Raw genomic sequence first — 18,124 nt, 5'->3', positions numbered from 1 at the left:
GAATCCCTGGTGCCATCCGCCTACCTCTCGACGACGCCCTTTCAGGGTATCTCCATATCGCAGCTATCCGAACCATGGACAGAGACAGGCTCGGGCCCATCTGCCGTGACGGCCGCCATCAGCTGCCGAGGAGGGTTCGTTCGCGGAGCGGGTCGAAGCCGGCACGTCCGTACGTCTTACGTGTGAACACTTGATGCGGTTCCCGTGCCCTGCGACGGCACCGGGACTGTAGGCAGGGGTCAGGCCGTGACTCTGACCCCGTCGTGGCGGTATCGAGGCCGCGAACGGAGCGCACGCGGGGCCGACCGGCCCGAGGTGCACTCGGTAGTCCGTCGGCGCAGTCGGCGCGGTAGAACCGCCGAAGCGCATCCCCCGCCGCCAAGGCCGCCTACCAAACCACTCAGCGACCAACTCGACGAATTCGCCGCAAGCCAACCCCGCAAGCGCAGGGCACTCATCCACAAAGCCGTCGACGAATACCTCCACAGGTGCACCCATAGTCGCCGGTCCTACCGGCACCGCCGTTCAACGGATTCGTATCGAGCAGTCGTCGGCGATTCCGGTTCCGCTGAGCGCGGGGACGGTCTGCTCGGGGCGGCGCAGCGACAGTGCGGCCGTCTTGAACTGGACCAGCTTGTCGACGACGGTCTGCCCCTCGGGGGTGTGGCCCCAGATGCTGATGCCGCGGTGCGTGGTCGGCTCCCAGGTGGATTCGTCGACCACGATGGGGTTCCAGCCGACCTCCCACTCGAACCCGGACGGTGTGCGAGCGTAGTAGGACAGCTCGCGATCGTTTGTATGCTGGCCGACGCCGAGGGCCATCTCGAAGCCGAGTTCCTTGACACGCTGGTAGGACCGGGTCATGTCGTCGAGCTCGGTGACCTGGATGTTCAGGTGCTGGATCCGGGTGCGGACCGGGTCGACGGGAAGACCGCGGACCGCGGCGATCGCCACCGAGTGGTGGCGTTCGTTGACGCGCAGGAAGCGGATCTTGAGTTTGGCACCGCTGATGGTTTCGTCGATGTAGTCGGACAGCCGGGCGTCGAAGACGATGCCGTAGTAGCCGTGCAGCGTGTGCGGCCGGGTCGAGGTGATCGCTACGTGTCCCATTCCCGATGCGCCGGTGACGAATCCGGCGTTGCTCATCGCCAGCGGCGTGGTGGTGGTGCGGGCACGGGTGAAGATCTCCTGGTCGATGTCCTTCGGCCCGGGGAAACGCAGCAGGCGTTCGACGCCGCGCAGGGCCGCCTCCTCGTCGGTGCCTTCGGTGACCGGGACGCCGCGGTCGCGCACCCGGGCGACGATTCGGTCGAACGATCCGTGATCGTCGATCTCCCAGCCCAGGGCGGTGACGTCCTCCGCGTCGCCGCGTTGCAGCAGGAACCGGCATTCGTGGTCGTCGAGCCGAAATCGCATGGCCTGGGCGGAAAGCCGGTCGGCGTGCAGGCCGATCGCGTCGCGGCCGAAGCGGTGCCAGTCGGCGAACTTGTTCGTCTCGATGACGACGTAACCGAGGTGGACGGAGCCGAACAGCGAGTCCGCGGTGGTCATCGGGTGCTCCCGGTGAGGAAGGCCGTGGTGACGGCGTTGAAGAAGTCGGCGCGTTCCCACTGCACCCAGTGGCCGGTGTTTGCGGCGAGCAGCAGGTCGCAGTTGGGCATGGTGTGTGCCAGCATGCGGCCACCACTCGGACGATTGACCTTGTCGTCGGCGCCCCAGATCACCAGCGTGGGGGTGGCGAGCCGGCGCAGTCGCCGGTCGCGGGTGAAGTCCATGCCCCACAGCGTGCGCAGGGCGCCGGGCCCGGAGGGACGGCGCAGCGGCGGATCGGCCACCACGGCCGGATCGATGCTCGACCGGTAGCGTTCGTCGATCACCTCGTCGGGTACGGTGGCCCCGTCGAAGACCAGGTACTTGCGAATGAAGCCTTCGAGCTTGTCGCGTGAGGGACCGTCGCCGGTGTAGTACGACAGCAGCGATTGCAGGCCGGGAGTGGGCAGCCCGCGCGTGGTGCCGATGCCACCGGGGCCCATGAGCACCATCTTCTCGACCCGTTCCGGGGTGTCGAGAGCCAGGCGGAGGGCGCAGGCACCGCCGTAGGAGTTGCCGACCAGGTGGGCACGGCCGAGGTTCAGGGCGTCGAGCAGTCCGCGGATGTTGTCGGCGAGGTAGCCGAACGGATCGGACCGGTCGACGCCCTTGCTCGAGCGTCCGTAACCGGGCAGGTCCGGCACGATCACCCGGAACTTCCGGGCGAGCTCGTCGATGTTGCGGGAATAGTTGGACACCCCGGAGGCGCCGGGCCCGCCGCCGTGCAGCAGTAGTACCGCCGGCCCTTCTCCGGTTTCGGCGAAGAAGATGTCCTTGCCGGCGACGGTCACGGTGCGTTCGGTCAGCGCTGTGCGGGTCATGCGAGGGTCTCCGTTTCCTCGGAAAGGCGAATGGATGAGGCGGCTTTCATTCCCGGCGGGGGCGGCGCCAGGTTGGTGTCGGGTCCGGCGGCGGCGTAGACGACCCCGTCCGGCCGCAGGGCCAGGACGGTGGCACCCTTGGCGCGCATCCACCGGATCAGGGTGCCGTTCGTGTCGACGACGGTGTCGGCGGCCGGGGCGGCGCCGGGACCGGCCAGGCGCACGGTCGGTACGCCGGCGGTGCGCCAGCCGGGCCACGAGTCCGGCGAGCCGACATGCAGGATCGTCCATCGCCCACCGAGCACGTCGTCGAGGCGTTCGAGGCTGCCCTTCTCGTCCAGCACCCACGGCTGCGGTACGAGCCATCCCACCGCCGCCGACGCGACCGCCTTCGGGCCGGCCAGCAGGCCTCGGGGGTAGAAGGCGTCCGGGATCCACCGATTGTCGCGTAGCCATTCGGGAATCCCCGGTACCCGCATGGCAATCCGGAAGAACCGATCACGCACGGCCGCGAGTACAGCGTGCCGCTGGGTGATGAGCCGGCCCACCTTGACCGCGCGGTCGGTCACCTCCCGCACATGGGGCAGGCGTTCCAGTTGATAGCTGTCGAGGATCGATTCGGGCAGGGTGCCGTCGAGCACTGCGGCGAGCTTCCAGCACAGGTTTGCCACGTCGCGCACCCCGGCGGACATGCCCTGGCCGATCCACGGCGGCATCGCGTGGGCGGCGTCGCCGGCGAGGAAGACCCGGCCGACGCGCCAGCGGTCGGCGAAGCGCACGTGGTGGCTGTAGACGACTGCGCGGAGAATCTTCACCTGCGTGTCGGTGATGCCCTGGTTGTTGAGTACGCGCCAGATCGCTGCGTCGGTGACCAGTTCGTCCTCGTCCTCGTCGTCGCGGACCGGGAATTCCCACCGGTGGTGTCCGAGCGGTGTCGGGCAGTCCACGGTCGGACGGTCGGGGTTGCAGTGGAACCGGAGCCGATCGTGGCCCGGCCACTCCTGCAGCACCTTCGTATCGATGACCACCCACCGTTCGGCGTAGGTCCGGCCCTCGTAGCCGATCCCGAGCTGAGCACGGGTGGGGCTCGCGCCACCGTCGGCGGCGATCACGTAGGACGCACGCACGCGTTCGAAGGCGTCGTTCCGTAGGTCGGCCAGCATCAGCTCGACCCCGGTCGCGTCCTGGAGGACCCGCAGGCACTCGTGCTCGAGCAGGACATCCACGTTGGGGAATCGTTCGACCCCGCCGCGCAGCACTTTCTCGAGTGCGGGCTGGTAGATGAACTGCTGAGGCGGGTGACCGGATCCGTGGGACACCGGTGCGATCTCCGTGAACGGTGCGCCGTTCGCGTCGACGAAGGTAGCGGCGTTGCCGGCGAGCATGTCCTCCTGCAGGCGGTCCGCCAGGCCGACCTGCTGCCAGATTCGCAGCACCTCCTCGTCGGTGGAGATTGCCCTCGCCCTGCCGTAGATATCCGGATTGCGCTCGATCACAAGCACTTTCAATCCGATCTGGCCGAGGATGTTCGCGGCGGTCACGCCGGTGGGGCCGTAGCCGATGACGGCGACGTCGTAGTGCGGGATGTCGGTCACGTCGAGACCTCTCGTCGAGCGGGGAAGGGTGTCGATCGGCGGGGTGGAATCCGGCCGCCGAAGATCAGGGATTGTTCCTGTAGTGGTCACTACAGTAAGCTGGCGTGCAGTGTGAGTCAATACACACCGTCGCAACCTGAGGAGCGCTCGTGGACGAGCAGAAGAGGACCCGGCAGCGCCGCGCGAACGGCGAGGAGTCCCGTCGCCGGATTCTGGACGCCGCCGTGGAGGTCGCCGCCGAGCGCGGCTACGAGGGCACCAGCATTGCGCTGGTGAGCAAGAAGTGCGGTCTGCCCGCGAGCTCGATCTACTGGCATTTCAAGGACAAGGACGAGCTGATCGCCGCGGTGATCGAGCGCAGTTTCGACACCTGGCTGTCCGGGTGGACCGTACCGGACGGCGACAACCCACGCGAACGCATCGTGGCCCTGGCGATGCAGGTCGCGAAGACGCTGTTGGATTCACCGGACTTCCTGCGGCTGGGGCTGATGCTCACCCTCGAGCGGCGCCCGGTCGAACCGAGCGCCCGCACAATGTTCTTGCAGGTGCGTGAGCAAGCACGCCTCCGCCTCGTCGACGCAATCCGCGACCTCGCGCCCGGCCTGTCGGACGGCTCGGTCGCCCTGCTGACCACGTACGCGATGGCCGGCGCCGACGGGCTGTTCATCGCCAAGGAGATCGGCGGCGACAGCGTCGACCTCGTCGCCCTGTTCGAACTACACGCCCATTCGCTCTACGACGCCGCGCAGCGGTTGAGCACTTCCGAAGGAGGCTGACCTCGCGCACCGCGCCGGTGCGTCCTTTGGGCGGCTGGGGCAACCCGAAGGACGCACCGGCCGCGGAGCGGCCTACAGCACCTGCGACAGGAACTGCTGCAGTCGTTCGGTCTTCGGGGCGTCGAACAGTTCGTCGGGGGGACCGGTTTCCACGACCGCGCCGTGGTCCATGAACACCACCGTGTCCGACGCCGAGCGGGCGAAGCCCATCTCGTGGGTGACGACCACCATCGTCATGCCGCCGGACGCGAGATCGGCCATCAGGGCGAGGACCCCCTTGACCAGTTCCGGGTCGAGCGCCGAGGTGGCCTCGTCGAAGAACATCACCTGCGGGGCCATCGCGAGCGCGCGGGCGATCGCGACGCGCTGCTGCTGCCCGCCGGACAGGTTGCCGGGACGGGAGTCGGCCTTGTGCTTCAGGCCGACGAGATCGAGTTGTTCGAGGGCGAGCGCGCGGGCCTGCTCCTTCGACAGCCCCTTGAGCTTGCGGGGGCCGAGCGCGATGTTCTCGGCCACCGTCTTGTGCGGGAAGAGGTTGAAGTGCTGGAACACCATCCCGATCCGCTGCCGCAGCTCGTCGGGGTTGTCCTTCAGCACCGAGCGGTCGTCGAGGAGGATGTCGCCGGCGTCGGGTTCGTGCAGCCGGTTGAGCACGCGCAGCAGGGTCGACTTGCCCGAGCCGGACGGGCCGATGACGGTGACGGTCTTGCCGGCGTCGACGTGGATGTCGACGCCGCGCAGCACCTTGTGGGTGCCGAAGGCCAGGTGCAGTCCGGTCCCGGTGAGGGACACGCTGTCCCGGATGGTGGTCGGCATCGGTCAGCCCCTCTCCACGACGAGTTCCTGCTCGAGCGGGTCGAGGGTGGCCTCGGGCCGGCCGGTGCGCAGGCGGTGGTCGATGTAGTTCACGAGATGAGTCAACGGCACGGTGAGGATGAGGTAGAACAGGCCCGCCGCGACGAGCGGCGAGAGGTTGCCGGTCTGCGCGTTCAGGTCGCGGCCGACGGCGAACAGTTCGCGCTGGGTGGCCAGCAGACCGAGGAAGTAGATGAGCGACGAGTCCTTGATGAGCGAGATGAACTGGTTCATCAGCGCGGGCAGCACGCGCCGCACGCCCTGCGGGATCACCACCAGTGTCAACGCCCGGCGGTAGCTGAAGCCCAGGGCCCGGGCCGCCTCCATCTGCCCCGGTTCGACCGACTGGATGCCGGAGCGGAAGATCTCCCCGATGTATGCGGCCGCGAGCAGCGCCAGCGCCGCCGCGCCCAGCCAGTACGGGTTGTTGCCCGTGGCGCCCTGCACCACCGGGCCGAGGCCGAGGCCGACGAGCAGGATGATCACCACCGCGGGCAGGCCGCGGAAGATGTCGGTGTAGACGCGGGCGGGCCAGCGCAGCCAGCGGGTGCGCGATATCCCCGCCATGGCGAGCAGCATGCCGAGGACCGTGCCGGCGAGCCCGGAGGTCAGCGCCAGGATCAGGGTGTTCGGCAGACCGGTCTTCAGCAGATCCGGGAAGGCGTGCCGGTACAGCTCCCACGAGAAGAACGTCTCGCGCAGCTGTTCGAGCGTGGACTTCGGGGCCGTGGCCGCCGGCTCCTCGCCGCTGGCGGTGTTTTCGGCGGCCAGCGCCGCGAAGTCCGGCAGGTCGGGTTCCGGCGCGGCCTTGCTGCCGGGCTTCCAGCCCTCGGGCAGTTCCCGGGGGACCCATTCGGTGTAGAGCTCGGCCCAGGTGCCGTCGGCGATCACGGCGTCGAGCCCGGAGTTGAGCGCGTCGATCAGCGCCTGGTTCTCCCGGGACACGGCCCAGCCGACGTAGTTGTTGAGGCTGAACGTGTTCTGCACGATCGACGTCGGATCACCCGGCGCGATCGCGCCCTCGGCCTGCTGCGACGGCGCCACCCACGCGTCGATCTGGCCGGTTTTCAGGTTCGCGTACGCGGTGTTGTAGTCCGGGAACTTCACCGGATCGAGACCGAGGGTGTTGACGACGTAGTCGTCCTGGACGGTTCCCTGCACGACCCCGATGCGGGTGGACGCGTTCAGGTCCCCGAAGCCGCGGATGGGACTGCCGTTCTGCACGACCAGCGAGAAGTAGCCGAAGTCGTAGCCGTTGGTGAAGCCGACCAGCCGGCGACGTTCGTCCGTGGTGGTGATCGACGACGAGCCGACGTCGAAGCGCCGGCCGGCCACCTGGGCGAGCAGGCCCGCGAACTCGGTGCCGACGAACTCCACGCGGAGACCGAGTTTCTCGGCGATGGCCTTCAGCAGTTCGTTGTCGTAGCCGGTGAACTCGCCCTGGGAGTTCACGCAGATGCTCGGTGGCGCGTCGGAGAGCGTGCCTACGGTGAGCACACCGGGGGTGATGAGGTTCAGCCCGGAAACGTCGATCGACTCGAGCGGCACCACGCCCGGGGTGGTGTAGCGGTCCTCCGCGGCGGCGGCCGACGTGTCGAGATTGGTCGGTGCGGCGGAGGCCCCGCCGACCCCGGGCGGGGAACACAGGTCCTGGGGAGCCGACGGTCGACCACCGCCCGAGGAACAGGCCGTCGCAGTCAGCGCCAGGAGCACCGCCAGGAGCAGCGCCGCCACGGTGCTCCGTTTCGCCATCACGGATTCGGGCATGGTGGGAGCCTAATCCGAATCGCGCCGTCCGACGGGTGTGCCGGGGCGGGTCAGCCGCCGGTGGGTTCGATCGAGACCGTGGAGGCCCGCAGCCGCTCCCTGCAGTGACTGCACGTCAGTGCGGGTGCGAAGCTGTGGCCGCAGTGGCGGTGACGCAGGACGATCGCCGGTCCCTCCGGTGCGCGGAACCAGCGCAGCCCCCAGTCGATCATGCAGGCGACAACGGGGAAGAACGCCCGCCCCTTGTCGGTGAGGTGGTAGGTCACCCACGCCGGGCGGTCGGGATTGGGTAGTTCCTGCAGGACGCCCAGCTCGGTGAAGCGCCGGAGCCGGTCGGCCACCACCGTCGGAGGTGCCCCCATGCGCTCGGCGAACTGCCCGTAGCGGGTGGCGCCGAGGAACGCCGCCCCGAGCAGCGCCGCCGACCACCGGTCGCCGAGCAGTTCCATCGTGTGCGGCAGGATCTCCGGCGCGCGAGCACGGCCGGACCGTCGGCGACCGGTCGCGGCCGGCACGCTGCGCGGCCACTGTCCGCTGGGGCCGAGCTGCGCGTCCACGTCGGGTGCGCCGGCGGGCCGGTCGCAGTGGCCGCAGACGAGCACCGGTGTGAACCGGGCGCCGCAGACCGCGTGCCGCCTGGCCGGGAGCTGTCCCCGGTGATCGGGCGCCCACTGCTGCTCCCACGCCCACATGGTGAGCAGAACCGGCCACACGCCGTGGCCGCGGGCCGTCAACCGGTACTCGTGTCGAGCCGGCCGCTCCTGGTACTGCACCCGCTCGAGGAGTTCCGCGTCGGTGAGGCGGGCCAGGCGCGCGGTCAGCACCGCGTTGGAGATCTCCCCCCGCTCGATCCAGTCCCGGTAGCGGCGGTCGCCCTGCAACGCATACCGCAGAATCCACAGGTTCCACTCGTCGCCGAGGATGCCGAGGGTGACCGCGATCGCGTTGTCACCGCCCGGCTCGAGTTCGGTGACCGTGCCGGAACCTGCCATCGACAGCTGATCATAGGTTCAGGACGTCGCCTGCCCGGTCCGCGTCCCGCCACCCCGGGAGGTCCGAACCCGCCGCCCAGGTCGAGTGGGTGCCGCTCGAGACCCGTTCGGGGAGTCCGATCCGCGCGAGCGGTCCGTCCCCCGGTTGCCGCGCGTCGAAGACCAGGCATTCGGACCGGTCCCGGTTCATGTCGGTGGTGATCGTGATCAGGTAGCCGTCGTCCTCGGCGGCCGACCCGGTGCGGGGCGCCATCACGGTCTCGCTGCCGAAGACGCCCTCGCCGAACGAGTAGTGCTCCTCCGCCCCCGTCTGCACGTCGTGTTTGACGAGGCCGTCGAAGAGGAACCAGCCCGGCACCCCCGTCGCGGCGTAGGTGTAGCGGTGGCGGACGCCGCCGTGATGCGGATTGATCATCCCGAATTCGGTGACGGACTCGGACAGCCGTTCCTCGGTGAGCGAGCCGGTGCGCAGGTTCAGCCGCCAGCGGTGCAGGTGGGTGCCCATGCGGTCGAGCGCCAGCGAACGGAACAGCCGCCGGTAGATCGGTCCGGTGCCGTCGTCCGGCGGTTCCGGTGTCTCCTGATGGAATCCCTCGAGCACGATCTCGTCGCCGTCTTCGTAGGCGTTGGTCCAGTGCAGCACGTAGGTCGGGTCGGCGTCGAACCAGGTGATCTGGTCGGGACGGCCGCGCCGGGGAATCACGCCGAGCCGCATCGGCAGGTCGGGGTGGTAGCGCGGCACGTACTTGCCGCGCGCGAGGGCCTCCGGGATCCAGAACAGGGGGCAGTCGTTGAGGATCGCGTAGTTCTCGGTGAACGCCATGTCGTGGGGCAGGCGGGGGCCGGGCAGGGGGATGTCGACGTAGTGCACCAGCCGATCGTCGGCGTCGACCACGCCGTAGTGCAGGTACGGGGCGTCGGTGCCGTAGTTGAAGAACAGCAGTTCGCCGGTGCGGACGTCGACCTTGGGATGCGCGGAAACGCCCCAGTCGGAGGGGAATCGGCCGTCCCACGTCGCCTTGCCGAGGGTCTCGAGCGTGGTCGGGTCGAGGCGGTAGAGGTCCCCGCACTGCCAGAAGCTGGTCAGGGCGACGCCGCGATGCACGGTGACGTCCGTACTGGAGGCATCCTTCATGCGGCCGCGGGCGCCCCAGCCGTCCTGGCGGATCGAGTTCTGCGGCCGTTCGGCGATGCCCGCCCACAACGGGCCACCGGCCTCCTGCTCGGCCAGGAAGCCGTCGGTCTTCACGAATCTGTTGCGGTAGAAGGCTTTTCCGTCGCGAAATCCGACGACGTGAATCATGCCGTCACCGTCGAAGGGATGATAGAGACCTTCGAGTGCCGGGTGCGCCGGGTTCTCGGTGTTGCGCAGGTACACGCCGTCGAGGTCGGCCGGCAGGTCGCCGATCACCTCGAGGTCGTCGGCGCGCCGCTCCGTGTGTTGCGGGCGCCACGGACCGGTGCGGTACGGGTGGTCGTCGTCCGCGGGCAGGGTGGACAGTGCCCGTCCCAGAATCTCGAGTTCCATGGATGTCCTTTCAGCCGACGACGAAACTGACCGTGGTGGTCGTACTTCCGCCGATGTTCAGGGTCGCGGCTCGTGTGGCGCCGGGGACCTGGTAGTCGCCGGCGCGGCCGGTGATCTGGCGGTGGCAGTCCAGCAGCATCCGGACTCCGGTGGCGCCGACCGGATGCCCGCCGCCGAGAAGGCCCCCGCTGGGGTTCATGGGGATGCGGCCACCGATCTCGAGGTCGCCGTTCTCGATCGCCTGCCAGCTCCGGCCGGGGGCGGTGATCCCGAAGTGGTCGACGGCCAGGTATTCGCTGACGGTGAAGCAGTCGTGTGTTTCGATCAGGTCGAGGTCCCGGACGCCGCCGATGCCGCTCCGCTCGAACGCGTCGACGATCGTGGCGCGCACGTGCGGCATGACGAGGGGATCGTCGCCGTCGCGGGCGAGCTTGCCGGACAAGGACAGTCCGACCGTGCGGTGGCCCCAGCCGAGGATGCGGGACATGTCGTCGACGGTGCGTGGGTGCCGGCTCAGGTAGCGGTTGCTCAGCAGCACCACGCCCGCGGCGCCGTCCGTCAGCGGACTGCAGTCGGTCCTGCGGAGGCGTCCCTCGACCACCGGATTGGCGGCCTCGTCCGGGCCGAAACTGCCGGGTCCGTAGGTCCGGTTGCGGGTCTGCGCATTCGGATTGGCGCGGGCGTTGCGGATGTTCAGTTCCGCGATCGCCCTCAGGTGCTCGTCGTCGAGGCCGTAGCGGCGGTCGTACTCGTCGGCGATCTTGTCGAACATGTACGGCCACATGTACTTCGCGTCGGCGCCTTCCTGTCCCACCCAGGCCGCGGCGTTCATGACCCGGGTGCCGGCGTCGCCGGGGACGCACCGTTCGAGTTCAACGCCGAGCACGAGGGCGCAGTCGTAGCGCCCGGCCTCGAGATCGGCCATCGCGGCGAGCACGGCAAGGGAGCCGGACGCGCAGGCCCCCTCGTGCCGGGTGGCCGGGATCCCCCACAGCTCGGGCAGCACGGAGGCCGGCATGCCGCCGAGGTGTCCCTGACCGGTGTAGAGCTGTCCGAAGGCATTGCCGACGTGGATCACCCCGACGTCGGCGACGTCGATGCGGGCGTCGCGCAGCGTTTCCGTCACCGTCTCCGCGACGAGGTCCGCGATGTTCCGGTCCTCCCGGGTCAGGTTCCGCGCGAAGTCGGACTGGTATCCACCGGCGATCCACACGCCTTCAGGGTTCACGCCGCTCACCGCCTTCCGCGGGGGTCGACCATACGTGGCTTCAACTACAGTAAACAGAGTGACCAGGCGGACGCAACGACGATGTGCGCGCGGGCAGCCGAGAACCGGACCCCGGTTGCCGCGTCCCGGCCCTGGGGTAGCCCGGTCAGGCCAGCCCGGACAGCGGCGGTGCGGAGTTCTCGTCCCGCCACCCGATCGCCTCGAGGAGGCCGCTCAGGTCGTAGTCGGGACCGCCGACACCGACGGTGAACAGGGTGACGCCCGCGTCGACGAAGGCGGCCGCGTGCGCGGTTCCGGGCCACGGCACGGACCGCTCGACCTCGTTCGGTGAGCGGCCGGCGTCGGCGCAGCGCGCCGCGAGGATCTCCGCCTTCTCCTTGTGGGTGTCGAGGTCCCCGAAGCTGTGCCAGATGTCGGCGTACTGCGCCACCAGCGGGATGGTCTTGCGGGGTCCGCCGCCGCCGATGAGCAGCGGGATGTGCCGGGTCGGCTGGGGGTTGAGCTTCGCGAGCCGCGCGGTGATCCGGGGCAGGTATTCGCCGAGCAGTTTCAGCCGGGAACCCTTGGTGCCGAAGTCGTAGCCGTACTCGACGTAGTCCTTCTCGAACCAGCCCGCGCCGATGCCGAGGATGAGCCGGCCGCCGCTGATGTGGTCGACGGTGCGGGCCATGTCGGCGAGCAGATCGGGATTGCGGTAGCCGCCGCCGGTGACGAGCGCTCCGATCTCGACGCGCTCGGTCTGTTCGGCCCACGCGCCGAGCATCGTCCAGCATTCGAAGTGGGCGCCGTCCGGGTCCCCGGAGAGGGGATAGAAGTGGTCCCAGTTGAAGACGATGTCGGCGCCGGCGTCCTCGGCGCGGAGCACGGTGTCGCGGATCTTCCCGTAGTCGGGCTGATGCTGGGGCTGCAGTTGAAGACCGATGCGAATGGGACGGTGCATGAGTCAACGGTAGGGCCGTCGCGCCGGTCCCGCAGCCGATCCGTGTGGGCGTCCCGGTGGTGCAGCGGACGGATCGGGCGCACAGTGAAGGAATGCGCATCACCGAGCCCGCCGCACCACCGACCGGACTGCGCCGCCGATTCCTGCGCGCTCCGATCCACCTCTACCGGATCGGGCTGGGGCGGGTGCTGGGCCGCCGGTTCCTGCTGCTGCACCACGTCGGCCGGCGCAGCGGACTGCCGCGGCAGACGGTGCTCGAGGTGGTGAACCACGAGGACACGTCCGGTGGATTCGTCGTGGCCGTCGGCTTCGGGAAGCAGACCGATTGGTACCGCAACCTGCGGGCGCATCCCGCGGCGCGGATCGAGTCGGGCCGCGAACGAGTCGCGGTGGCCGCGGAGTTCCTCGATCCGGAGGAGGCGGCGGAGTTCATGGCGCGGTACGGGCGCCGGCACCCGAAGGTCGCGCCGCGGTTGTGCGCGGCTATGGGCTTCGACGTCGACGGCAGCGAGGCCGACTACCGGGCGGCGGGCCGGCATCTGCGGTTCGTGCGGTTGCGCCGTACCTACAGACCGGTCAGCGATCCGCGCCGGTGAGGCTCGCGAACCGCTGCGCCAGGCCCTGCAGGAACGACTCGAGCGCCAGCTCGAAGCCGTCGCGGTCGATCTCGTCCGCGTGCTCGCGCAGCCGGTGTGCCTGGGACAGATGGGGATAGCGCTCCCGGTAGATGGTGAGGTCGTCGAGGAAGCCGCCCGAGAACGAGGCGATGGCCGAGCCGACGACGATGTACTTGATCGACGCGCCGATCAGGGTCGCGGTCCGTGGCGGCCACCCGGCCCGGGTCAGGCCGCCGTGCACGGCGTTGGCCTGATCGAGCGCGACCTCGCGCCGGCCCGGGCTGCGCGCGAGGAACGGTACGAGGTTCGGGTGCTCGGCGAGAGCGGCGCGGTAGGACCTCGCCCAGACGCGCAGCGCCTCCTGCCAGTCGTCGGTGTCGAATCCGCTGATGTCGACGGACTCGCCGACCTGGTCGGCGATGTCGTCGAGCAGCTCGTCCTTGTTCGAGTAGTGGCTGTACAGCGACGGCGCGCTGACATGGAGCTCGGCGGCGATCTTGCGCATGGACAGTTCGTCGAGTCCGTGCGCGTCGACGAGGCGCAGGGCGGTCTCGCGGATGAGCGGGCGGCTGAGCAGCGGGGTACGGGGTCGTGCCATCGGCGCTCCTTCCTCGGCGTCGGTCCGGGGGTCGGTCCCGGGGTCGGCCTGGACAACCTAACAGTGTCAAGTTACAGTACGGGTGTACGCAGCACCAGGGCGAACGAGCCCCCATCCCTCCGCGAATCATGCAGCGTGAAAACGGGATCGGGCCGTGGTCCCATGCTGCGCTCGCACAGGCACAACCGTGACGGAAGGCCCCCATGAACCTGAAGCTCACCGACGAAGAGCTCGCGTTCCGCGACGAACTGCGCACGTTCTTCACCACCGAGTTCCCCGCCGAGATCCGAGAGAAAGTGGCTGCCGGCCGGCACCTGGACCGCGACGAGGTCGTCCGGAGCCAGCAGATCCTCAACGCCAAGGGTCTGGCGGTGCCGAACTGGCCCGTCGAGTGGGGCGGCAAGGACTGGACCCCCGTGCAGCGAAACATCTGGCTCAACGAGATGCAGCTCGCCTCGGTGCCCGATCCGCTGCCGTTCAACGCATCCATGATCGGTCCCGTGATCGCGCAGTTCGGCTCGCAGGAGATGAAGGAGCGCTTCCTGCCCGCCACCGCGAACCTCGACATCTGGTGGTGCCAGGGATTCTCGGAGCCCGAGGCCGGCTCCGACCTGGCCTCACTCAAGACCCGCGCGGTGCGCGACGGCGACGACTACATCGTCAACGGCCAGAAGACGTGGACCACCCTCGCCCAGCACGCCGACTGGATCTTCTGCCTGGTGCGCACCGACCCGGATGCGCCGAAGAAGCAGGCCGGCATCTCGATGCTGCTCATCGACATGACCACGCCCGGCGTGACCGTCCGCCCGATCAAGCTCGTCGACGGCAGCTACGAGGTCAACGAGGTCTTCTTCGAGAACGTGCGGGTCCCCGCCGAGAACCTGGTCGGCGAGGAGAACGCGGGCTGGAGCTACGCGAAGTTCCTGCTCGGCAACGAACGCACCGGCATCGCCCGCGTCGGCGCCACCAAGGTGCGGCTCGCCCGCGCCAAGCAGCTCGCCGCGCAGACCCGGACCGGATCCGGCACCCTGATCGACGACCCGCTGTTCGCCGCGCGCCTCGCCGAGCTCGAGAACGAACTGCTCACGCTCGAGCTCACGCAGCTGCGGGTGGTCGCCGGGTCCGCCGACGGCAAGCCCAATCCGGCGTCGTCGCTGCTGAAGCTGCGCGGCTCGGAGCTGCAGCAGGCGGTCACCGAACTGCTCACCGACATCGCCGGACCCGACTCGCTGCCCGTCGGCGCCGCGGGCATCGACTCGCCGGAGTGGGCGCAGCACACCGCCCCGACCTACCTGAACTACCGCAAGGTGTCCATCTACGGCGGGTCGAGCGAGGTGCAGCGCTCGATCATTGCCTCCTCCATCCTCGGATTGTGAGCCACTGTCATGAACTTCGAACTCGATACCGAACAGGACCTGCTCCGCAAGACCGTCCGCGACGTGCTCTCGGGCACCTACGACACCGAGACCCGTAACAAGGTCGCCGACACCGACCGCGGCTGGAGCGACGACGTGTGGCGTCAGCTCGCCGAACTCGGCGTGCTCGGCCTGCCGTTCGCCGAGGAGCACGGCGGAATGGGCGCCGGACCGGTGGAGATCATGGCCGTCATGGGCGAGATCGGCCGAGCCCTGGCCCCCGAACCGCTGCTGAATGCGGTGTTCCTGCCGGGCGGCCTCGTCGCCGAGGTCGGCACCGACGAGCAGCGCGCGGACCTCCTGCCACGGCTGTCCGAGGGCGCGCTGCTGCTCGCGTTCGCCCACGACGAGCCCGGCAGCCGGTGGCCCGCCACCGAGGTCGCCACGACCGCCGCCCGCACCGGCGACACCTGGGCCCTCACCGGCCGCAAGAACCCTGTGCTGCACGGAGATTGCGCCGAGACGTTCGTCGTGTCCGCCCGCCTTCCCGAGGGAGGTGTCGGGCTGTTCCTCGTCGACGCCGACGCGGCCGGCGTCACCCGCACCGCGTACGGCACCCACGACGAGCGCCGCGCCGCGCAACTCGTCCTCGACTCGGCCGCTGCCGTGCCGCTCGGCGAGGCCGTGGACGCCACGGCGGCGATCACCGCCGCCCAGGTACGGGCCCAGGCAGCCCTGTGCGCGGAGGCGGTCGGTGCGCTGGCCGAGACGCTGCGCCTGACGACCGATTACCTCAAGCAGCGCAAGCAGTTCGGCGCTCCCCTCGCCCGCTTCCAGGCCCTGACCCACCGCGCGGCCGACATGTACGTGCTGCTCGAACTGGCGTCGAGCATGAGCCTGTACGCCACCATGGCCCTCGCCGACGGCATCGTCGACCCGACCATCGCGTCGCGGGCCAAGCTGCAGGTGGGCCGGTCGGCACGGAAGGTCGGGCAGGAGGCGATCCAGATGCACGGCGGTATCGGCATCACCGCCGAATACCCGGTCGGCCACTACGTGAGCCGGCTGACCGCGATCGAGCACACGCTCGGCACCGTGGAGGATCACGTGCGGATCCTCGCCGGGGCCGTCGCGGACCACGACCGCATCGAGGTCGCCGGCATGTGAGCGGCGCGGGCTCACTCCCGGGGCAGCAGCGTCCCCAGCGGTCCGAGGTCGATGTTGAGATCCTCGGGGGTGAGCCCGAAGTGGTCACGCAACTCCCCCATGCGTTCCTCGAGCAGCATGAGGGTGGTGCCGATGCGCTCGATCTGCTCGTCGCTCAGGTCCCCCTCGTCCACGCGCCGCAGCGCCTGCCGCTCCATCAGCTGCCGCAGCAGCTCCACGAGGGTGAGGACGAGCGTGACCAGCCCACGCTCGACCGACTCGGGATCCGAGTCGATACGCGGTGAAATGCCCTCGAATTCACTCATCCGGCGCCTCCAGGGCGTCGCGGGGGACGGGCGGTTCGATCCCGGTTGCCGACAGCGTGCTGATAGACGAGATCAGGGCACGCAGCGAGATCTGCACCAGGTCGACGTCCGCGATGGACAGCTTGATGTCGCCGGTGATGACGACCCCGCCGGCGAGCACCCGGTCCAGCAGGTCGATGAGGGCGATGCGGCGTTCGCCGTCGGCGCTCTCGCTGACGTGATTCATGGGGATGTCCGCTCCACACCGGCGAACGAATACGGCGGCCACGGCCCGGTCAGCTCCAGCCGGATCCCGGGAAACTCCTTGCCGAGTTCCTCGACCGTCGCCGCGAACTCGTCCGCGCGGTCGTCGTCCACCAGATAGGTTCCGTTGAGCACCATCCAGTCCCGCCGGCCGCTCAGCGCCGGATCCGTCGCGGCTTGACGCCGGCCGGCGGCGGCCTGCCGCACCAACCGGGAGTGGATCTCGTCGGCGCGGGCCGCGGCGTCGCGCTCGACGGACTCCTGCGCCGACAGCTGGGCGCGGCGACGAAGCAGGTAGGCGGTGCCGGAGCCCTTGGCGCTGCCCGCGATCTGCGCCTCCGCCACCGCGTCGGCGAGGGCCCGCCGGTCGCCGTACGCCTTGACCCCCCACTCCGTGCGGCCGGTCACCAGGGTCAGCGCCGACTCGAAGTCCGCACGCCGCTCGTCCAGCAGATCGCGCACGCGGGCGTCGTCGAGATAGACGGTGGCCAGGCGCAGCGGGATCACCGCACCCCGCCGCACGAGGGCGGACACCACGGCGTCGTGCGCCCGGGCCGTCGCCTCGAGCCACTGCAGGTCCTCGAGGTTGTGCCGCAACGGCTCCTCCCCGAACACCTCGAGCGGCACCGAACCCACGACGGCGGCGTGCCCCCCGGCGGTCACGGCGCGCACTGCTTCCCCTGCGACGCCGGTGAGCCCGCCGAGGTCCTCCTCGGCGAGCCCGTCGTCCGTCACGGCGTACAACCACACTCCGGTTCCGTCAGTCACGATCCTCCTCTTCCACGCGAGCGCTCTCGACGGCCTCGCGGCCCTGCCCGGACTCGAGTTCGGCGATCCGCTCGCGCAGCCGCCGGTTCTCGAGTTCGAGCTTGTCGTCCTCCCGATCGATCTCGCGGTTGCGGGCCTTGCTACTGAGCCACGGATCCGACTCCCACCAGTCGATGCCCACGGCCTTGGCCGTCTCGAGGGAGGCGATCACCAACCGCAGCTTGATGGTGAGCAACTCGATGTCGAGCAGATTCACCTGAATGTCGCCGGCGATCACCAGCCCCTTGTCGAGGACCCGCTCGAGGATGTCGCCGAGGTTCGTCGACTGGTGACCGCCCCCGGACGGCTGCGGCGACGAGCTGCCCCCCATCACCGTCATGCCCGGTCCCTTCCCCCGATGTCGCTGCTGCCGCGGCCGTATCGCCTGGTTCTGCGGTAGGCCAGCAGGTTTCCGTCCAGGTCGATCTCCACCTCGTAGAGGGCCAGCATGTCCGCCGACGACGGGATGCGCCGATCCTCGAGCACCTCGACCTCCACCGTCCAGCCGTGATCGGCCGGCTCCACCGAGGTGGCCCCCTGCGGTTCCTTCGAGGTCAGTCGCGTGAGTTGCTCGATCGCGGTCGCGGCGGCCTCGCCTGCCGTCAGCGCAGGCAGTTGACCCGGTTCCGACGATTGGACGTCGTCGGAATCCTCGGGCGTCGTCTTGCCGCTCACGGGGTCTCACTCCCTCCCCTCGGCGGATGTCGTGCCACCGCCAGGTCGGATCATGCGGTCCAGGACGGCCTGCTGGGCCTTCTCCTTCTCGTCCTCCGACAGTTGTCCGGCCGCCGCCGCCTCGTCTATCTCCTCGAGCTCCCTCCGAATGGTCGCCGGGTCGTGGAGCGTCTGCTCGACCTGGTCCTGGATGACTTCGCCGAGCCAGATCACGCCTTTGACCGGGGCGAACGGCAACATGAGGATGGACGAGATCAGTCCCATG

The 18,124-nt window shown here is 69.4% G+C and carries 20 protein-coding genes; 4 read left to right on the top strand and 16 right to left on the bottom strand.

Annotated features, from left to right (window positions below):
• Window positions 1-525: 525 nt before the first annotated feature.
• Genes HFP48_RS27360 through HFP48_RS27350 form a run of 3 tightly spaced genes read right to left on the bottom strand, consistent with a single transcriptional unit; the run spans window position 526 to window position 4,006 of the window.
• Window positions 526-1,551 (bottom strand): VOC family protein, encoded by a 1,026-nt coding sequence (locus tag HFP48_RS27360; protein ID WP_168580423.1) that lies wholly within the window; start codon window positions 1,549-1,551, stop codon window positions 526-528.
• Window positions 1,548-2,411, bottom strand: a complete 864-nt coding sequence (locus HFP48_RS27355; protein WP_072636715.1) for an alpha/beta hydrolase — start codon at window positions 2,409-2,411, stop codon at window positions 1,548-1,550. The genes HFP48_RS27360 and HFP48_RS27355 overlap by 4 nt, the downstream gene beginning before the upstream one ends.
• Window positions 2,408-4,006 carry a bifunctional 3-(3-hydroxy-phenyl)propionate/3-hydroxycinnamic acid hydroxylase gene (locus HFP48_RS27350; RefSeq protein WP_168580422.1) on the bottom strand — a complete coding sequence of 533 codons (1,599 nt, stop codon included), beginning with the start codon at window positions 4,004-4,006 and terminating at the stop codon, window positions 2,408-2,410. Before HFP48_RS27350 ends, HFP48_RS27355 begins: the two co-directional genes overlap by 4 nt.
• Window positions 4,007-4,155: 149 nt before the next feature.
• On the opposite strand from HFP48_RS27350, the gene HFP48_RS27345 reads away from it, so the two are divergent.
• Window positions 4,156-4,782 (top strand): TetR/AcrR family transcriptional regulator, encoded by a 627-nt coding sequence (locus HFP48_RS27345; protein ID WP_029546733.1) that lies wholly within the window; start codon window positions 4,156-4,158, stop codon window positions 4,780-4,782.
• Between the two features lie 72 nt (window positions 4,783-4,854).
• Here HFP48_RS27345 and HFP48_RS27340 read toward each other — a convergent pair whose 3' ends face one another.
• The 6 genes from HFP48_RS27340 to HFP48_RS27315 form a co-directional block, all read right to left on the bottom strand.
• Window positions 4,855-5,598: an amino acid ABC transporter ATP-binding protein gene (locus HFP48_RS27340; protein ID WP_168580421.1), complete on the bottom strand. Its 744-nt coding sequence runs from the start codon at window positions 5,596-5,598 to the stop codon at window positions 4,855-4,857.
• A gap of 3 nt (window positions 5,599-5,601) precedes the next feature.
• Window positions 5,602-7,404 (bottom strand): ABC transporter substrate-binding protein/permease, encoded by a 1,803-nt coding sequence (locus HFP48_RS27335; RefSeq protein WP_050036180.1) that lies wholly within the window; start codon window positions 7,402-7,404, stop codon window positions 5,602-5,604.
• Between the two features lie 50 nt (window positions 7,405-7,454).
• Entirely contained in the window at window positions 7,455-8,396 is a 942-nt protein-coding gene (locus HFP48_RS27330) for a helix-turn-helix domain-containing protein (RefSeq protein WP_201356142.1), read from the bottom strand.
• Window positions 8,397-8,406: 10 nt separating this feature from the next.
• Window positions 8,407-9,924, bottom strand: a complete 1,518-nt coding sequence (locus HFP48_RS27325; RefSeq protein WP_006932208.1) for a carotenoid oxygenase family protein — start codon at window positions 9,922-9,924, stop codon at window positions 8,407-8,409.
• 10 nt (window positions 9,925-9,934) lie between these two features.
• Window positions 9,935-11,161 carry an acetyl-CoA acetyltransferase gene (locus HFP48_RS27320; protein ID WP_043800967.1) on the bottom strand — a complete coding sequence of 409 codons (1,227 nt, stop codon included), beginning with the start codon at window positions 11,159-11,161 and terminating at the stop codon, window positions 9,935-9,937.
• 136 nt (window positions 11,162-11,297) lie between these two features.
• A complete protein-coding gene (locus tag HFP48_RS27315; RefSeq protein ID WP_168580420.1) occupies window positions 11,298-12,092 on the bottom strand; it encodes an LLM class F420-dependent oxidoreductase in 795 nt (264 codons plus the stop codon).
• Window positions 12,093-12,184: 92 nt separating this feature from the next.
• Here HFP48_RS27315 and HFP48_RS27310 point away from each other — a divergent pair, with 92 nt between their 5' ends.
• Window positions 12,185-12,688, top strand: coding sequence for a nitroreductase family deazaflavin-dependent oxidoreductase (locus tag HFP48_RS27310; protein ID WP_168580419.1), 504 nt, complete (start codon window positions 12,185-12,187; stop codon window positions 12,686-12,688).
• On the opposite strand, the gene HFP48_RS27305 is transcribed toward HFP48_RS27310, so the two are convergent.
• Window positions 12,669-13,307 carry a TetR/AcrR family transcriptional regulator gene (locus HFP48_RS27305; RefSeq protein ID WP_006932215.1) on the bottom strand — a complete coding sequence of 213 codons (639 nt, stop codon included), beginning with the start codon at window positions 13,305-13,307 and terminating at the stop codon, window positions 12,669-12,671. The two genes, HFP48_RS27310 and HFP48_RS27305, sit on opposite strands and share 20 nt — an antisense overlap.
• Window positions 13,308-13,510: 203 nt before the next feature.
• On the opposite strand from HFP48_RS27305, the gene HFP48_RS27300 reads away from it, so the two are divergent.
• Window positions 13,511-14,683, top strand: a complete 1,173-nt coding sequence (locus tag HFP48_RS27300) for an acyl-CoA dehydrogenase family protein (RefSeq protein ID WP_029546726.1) — start codon at window positions 13,511-13,513, stop codon at window positions 14,681-14,683.
• Window positions 14,684-14,692: 9 nt separating this feature from the next.
• Entirely contained in the window at window positions 14,693-15,829 is a 1,137-nt protein-coding gene (locus HFP48_RS27295) for an acyl-CoA dehydrogenase family protein (RefSeq protein WP_050036174.1), read from the top strand.
• A gap of 11 nt (window positions 15,830-15,840) precedes the next feature.
• Here HFP48_RS27295 and HFP48_RS27290 read toward each other — a convergent pair whose 3' ends face one another.
• From HFP48_RS27290 to HFP48_RS27265, 6 genes are read right to left on the bottom strand one after another with little or no spacing between them, the layout of a single operon-like run.
• Window positions 15,841-16,134, bottom strand: coding sequence for a gas vesicle protein K (locus tag HFP48_RS27290; protein WP_006932222.1), 294 nt, complete (start codon window positions 16,132-16,134; stop codon window positions 15,841-15,843).
• Window positions 16,127-16,360, bottom strand: coding sequence for a gas vesicle protein (locus HFP48_RS27285; RefSeq protein ID WP_168580418.1), 234 nt, complete (start codon window positions 16,358-16,360; stop codon window positions 16,127-16,129). Before HFP48_RS27285 ends, HFP48_RS27290 begins: the two co-directional genes overlap by 8 nt.
• Complete coding sequence (locus HFP48_RS27280; RefSeq protein WP_168580417.1) at window positions 16,357-17,145, bottom strand: GvpL/GvpF family gas vesicle protein; 789 nt, start codon at window positions 17,143-17,145, stop codon at window positions 16,357-16,359. Before HFP48_RS27280 ends, HFP48_RS27285 begins: the two co-directional genes overlap by 4 nt.
• Window positions 17,138-17,524 carry a gas vesicle protein GvpJ gene (gvpJ, locus tag HFP48_RS27275; RefSeq protein WP_050036172.1) on the bottom strand — a complete coding sequence of 129 codons (387 nt, stop codon included), beginning with the start codon at window positions 17,522-17,524 and terminating at the stop codon, window positions 17,138-17,140. The genes HFP48_RS27280 and gvpJ overlap by 8 nt, the downstream gene beginning before the upstream one ends.
• Window positions 17,521-17,859 carry a gas vesicle protein GvpO gene (gvpO, locus tag HFP48_RS27270; RefSeq protein WP_050036171.1) on the bottom strand — a complete coding sequence of 113 codons (339 nt, stop codon included), beginning with the start codon at window positions 17,857-17,859 and terminating at the stop codon, window positions 17,521-17,523. The genes gvpJ and gvpO overlap by 4 nt, the downstream gene beginning before the upstream one ends.
• A 6-nt stretch (window positions 17,860-17,865) precedes the next feature.
• Window positions 17,866-18,123 carry a gas vesicle protein GvpG gene (locus tag HFP48_RS27265; protein ID WP_050036170.1) on the bottom strand — a complete coding sequence of 86 codons (258 nt, stop codon included), beginning with the start codon at window positions 18,121-18,123 and terminating at the stop codon, window positions 17,866-17,868.
• Between the last annotated feature and the right edge of the window lies 1 nt (window position 18,124).

It is taken from the genome of Rhodococcus sp. DMU1, assembly GCF_012272955.1.
GTDB lineage: Bacteria > Actinomycetota > Actinomycetes > Mycobacteriales > Mycobacteriaceae > Rhodococcus > Rhodococcus aetherivorans.
This window is presented reverse-complemented; position numbering and strand designations above follow the sequence as displayed.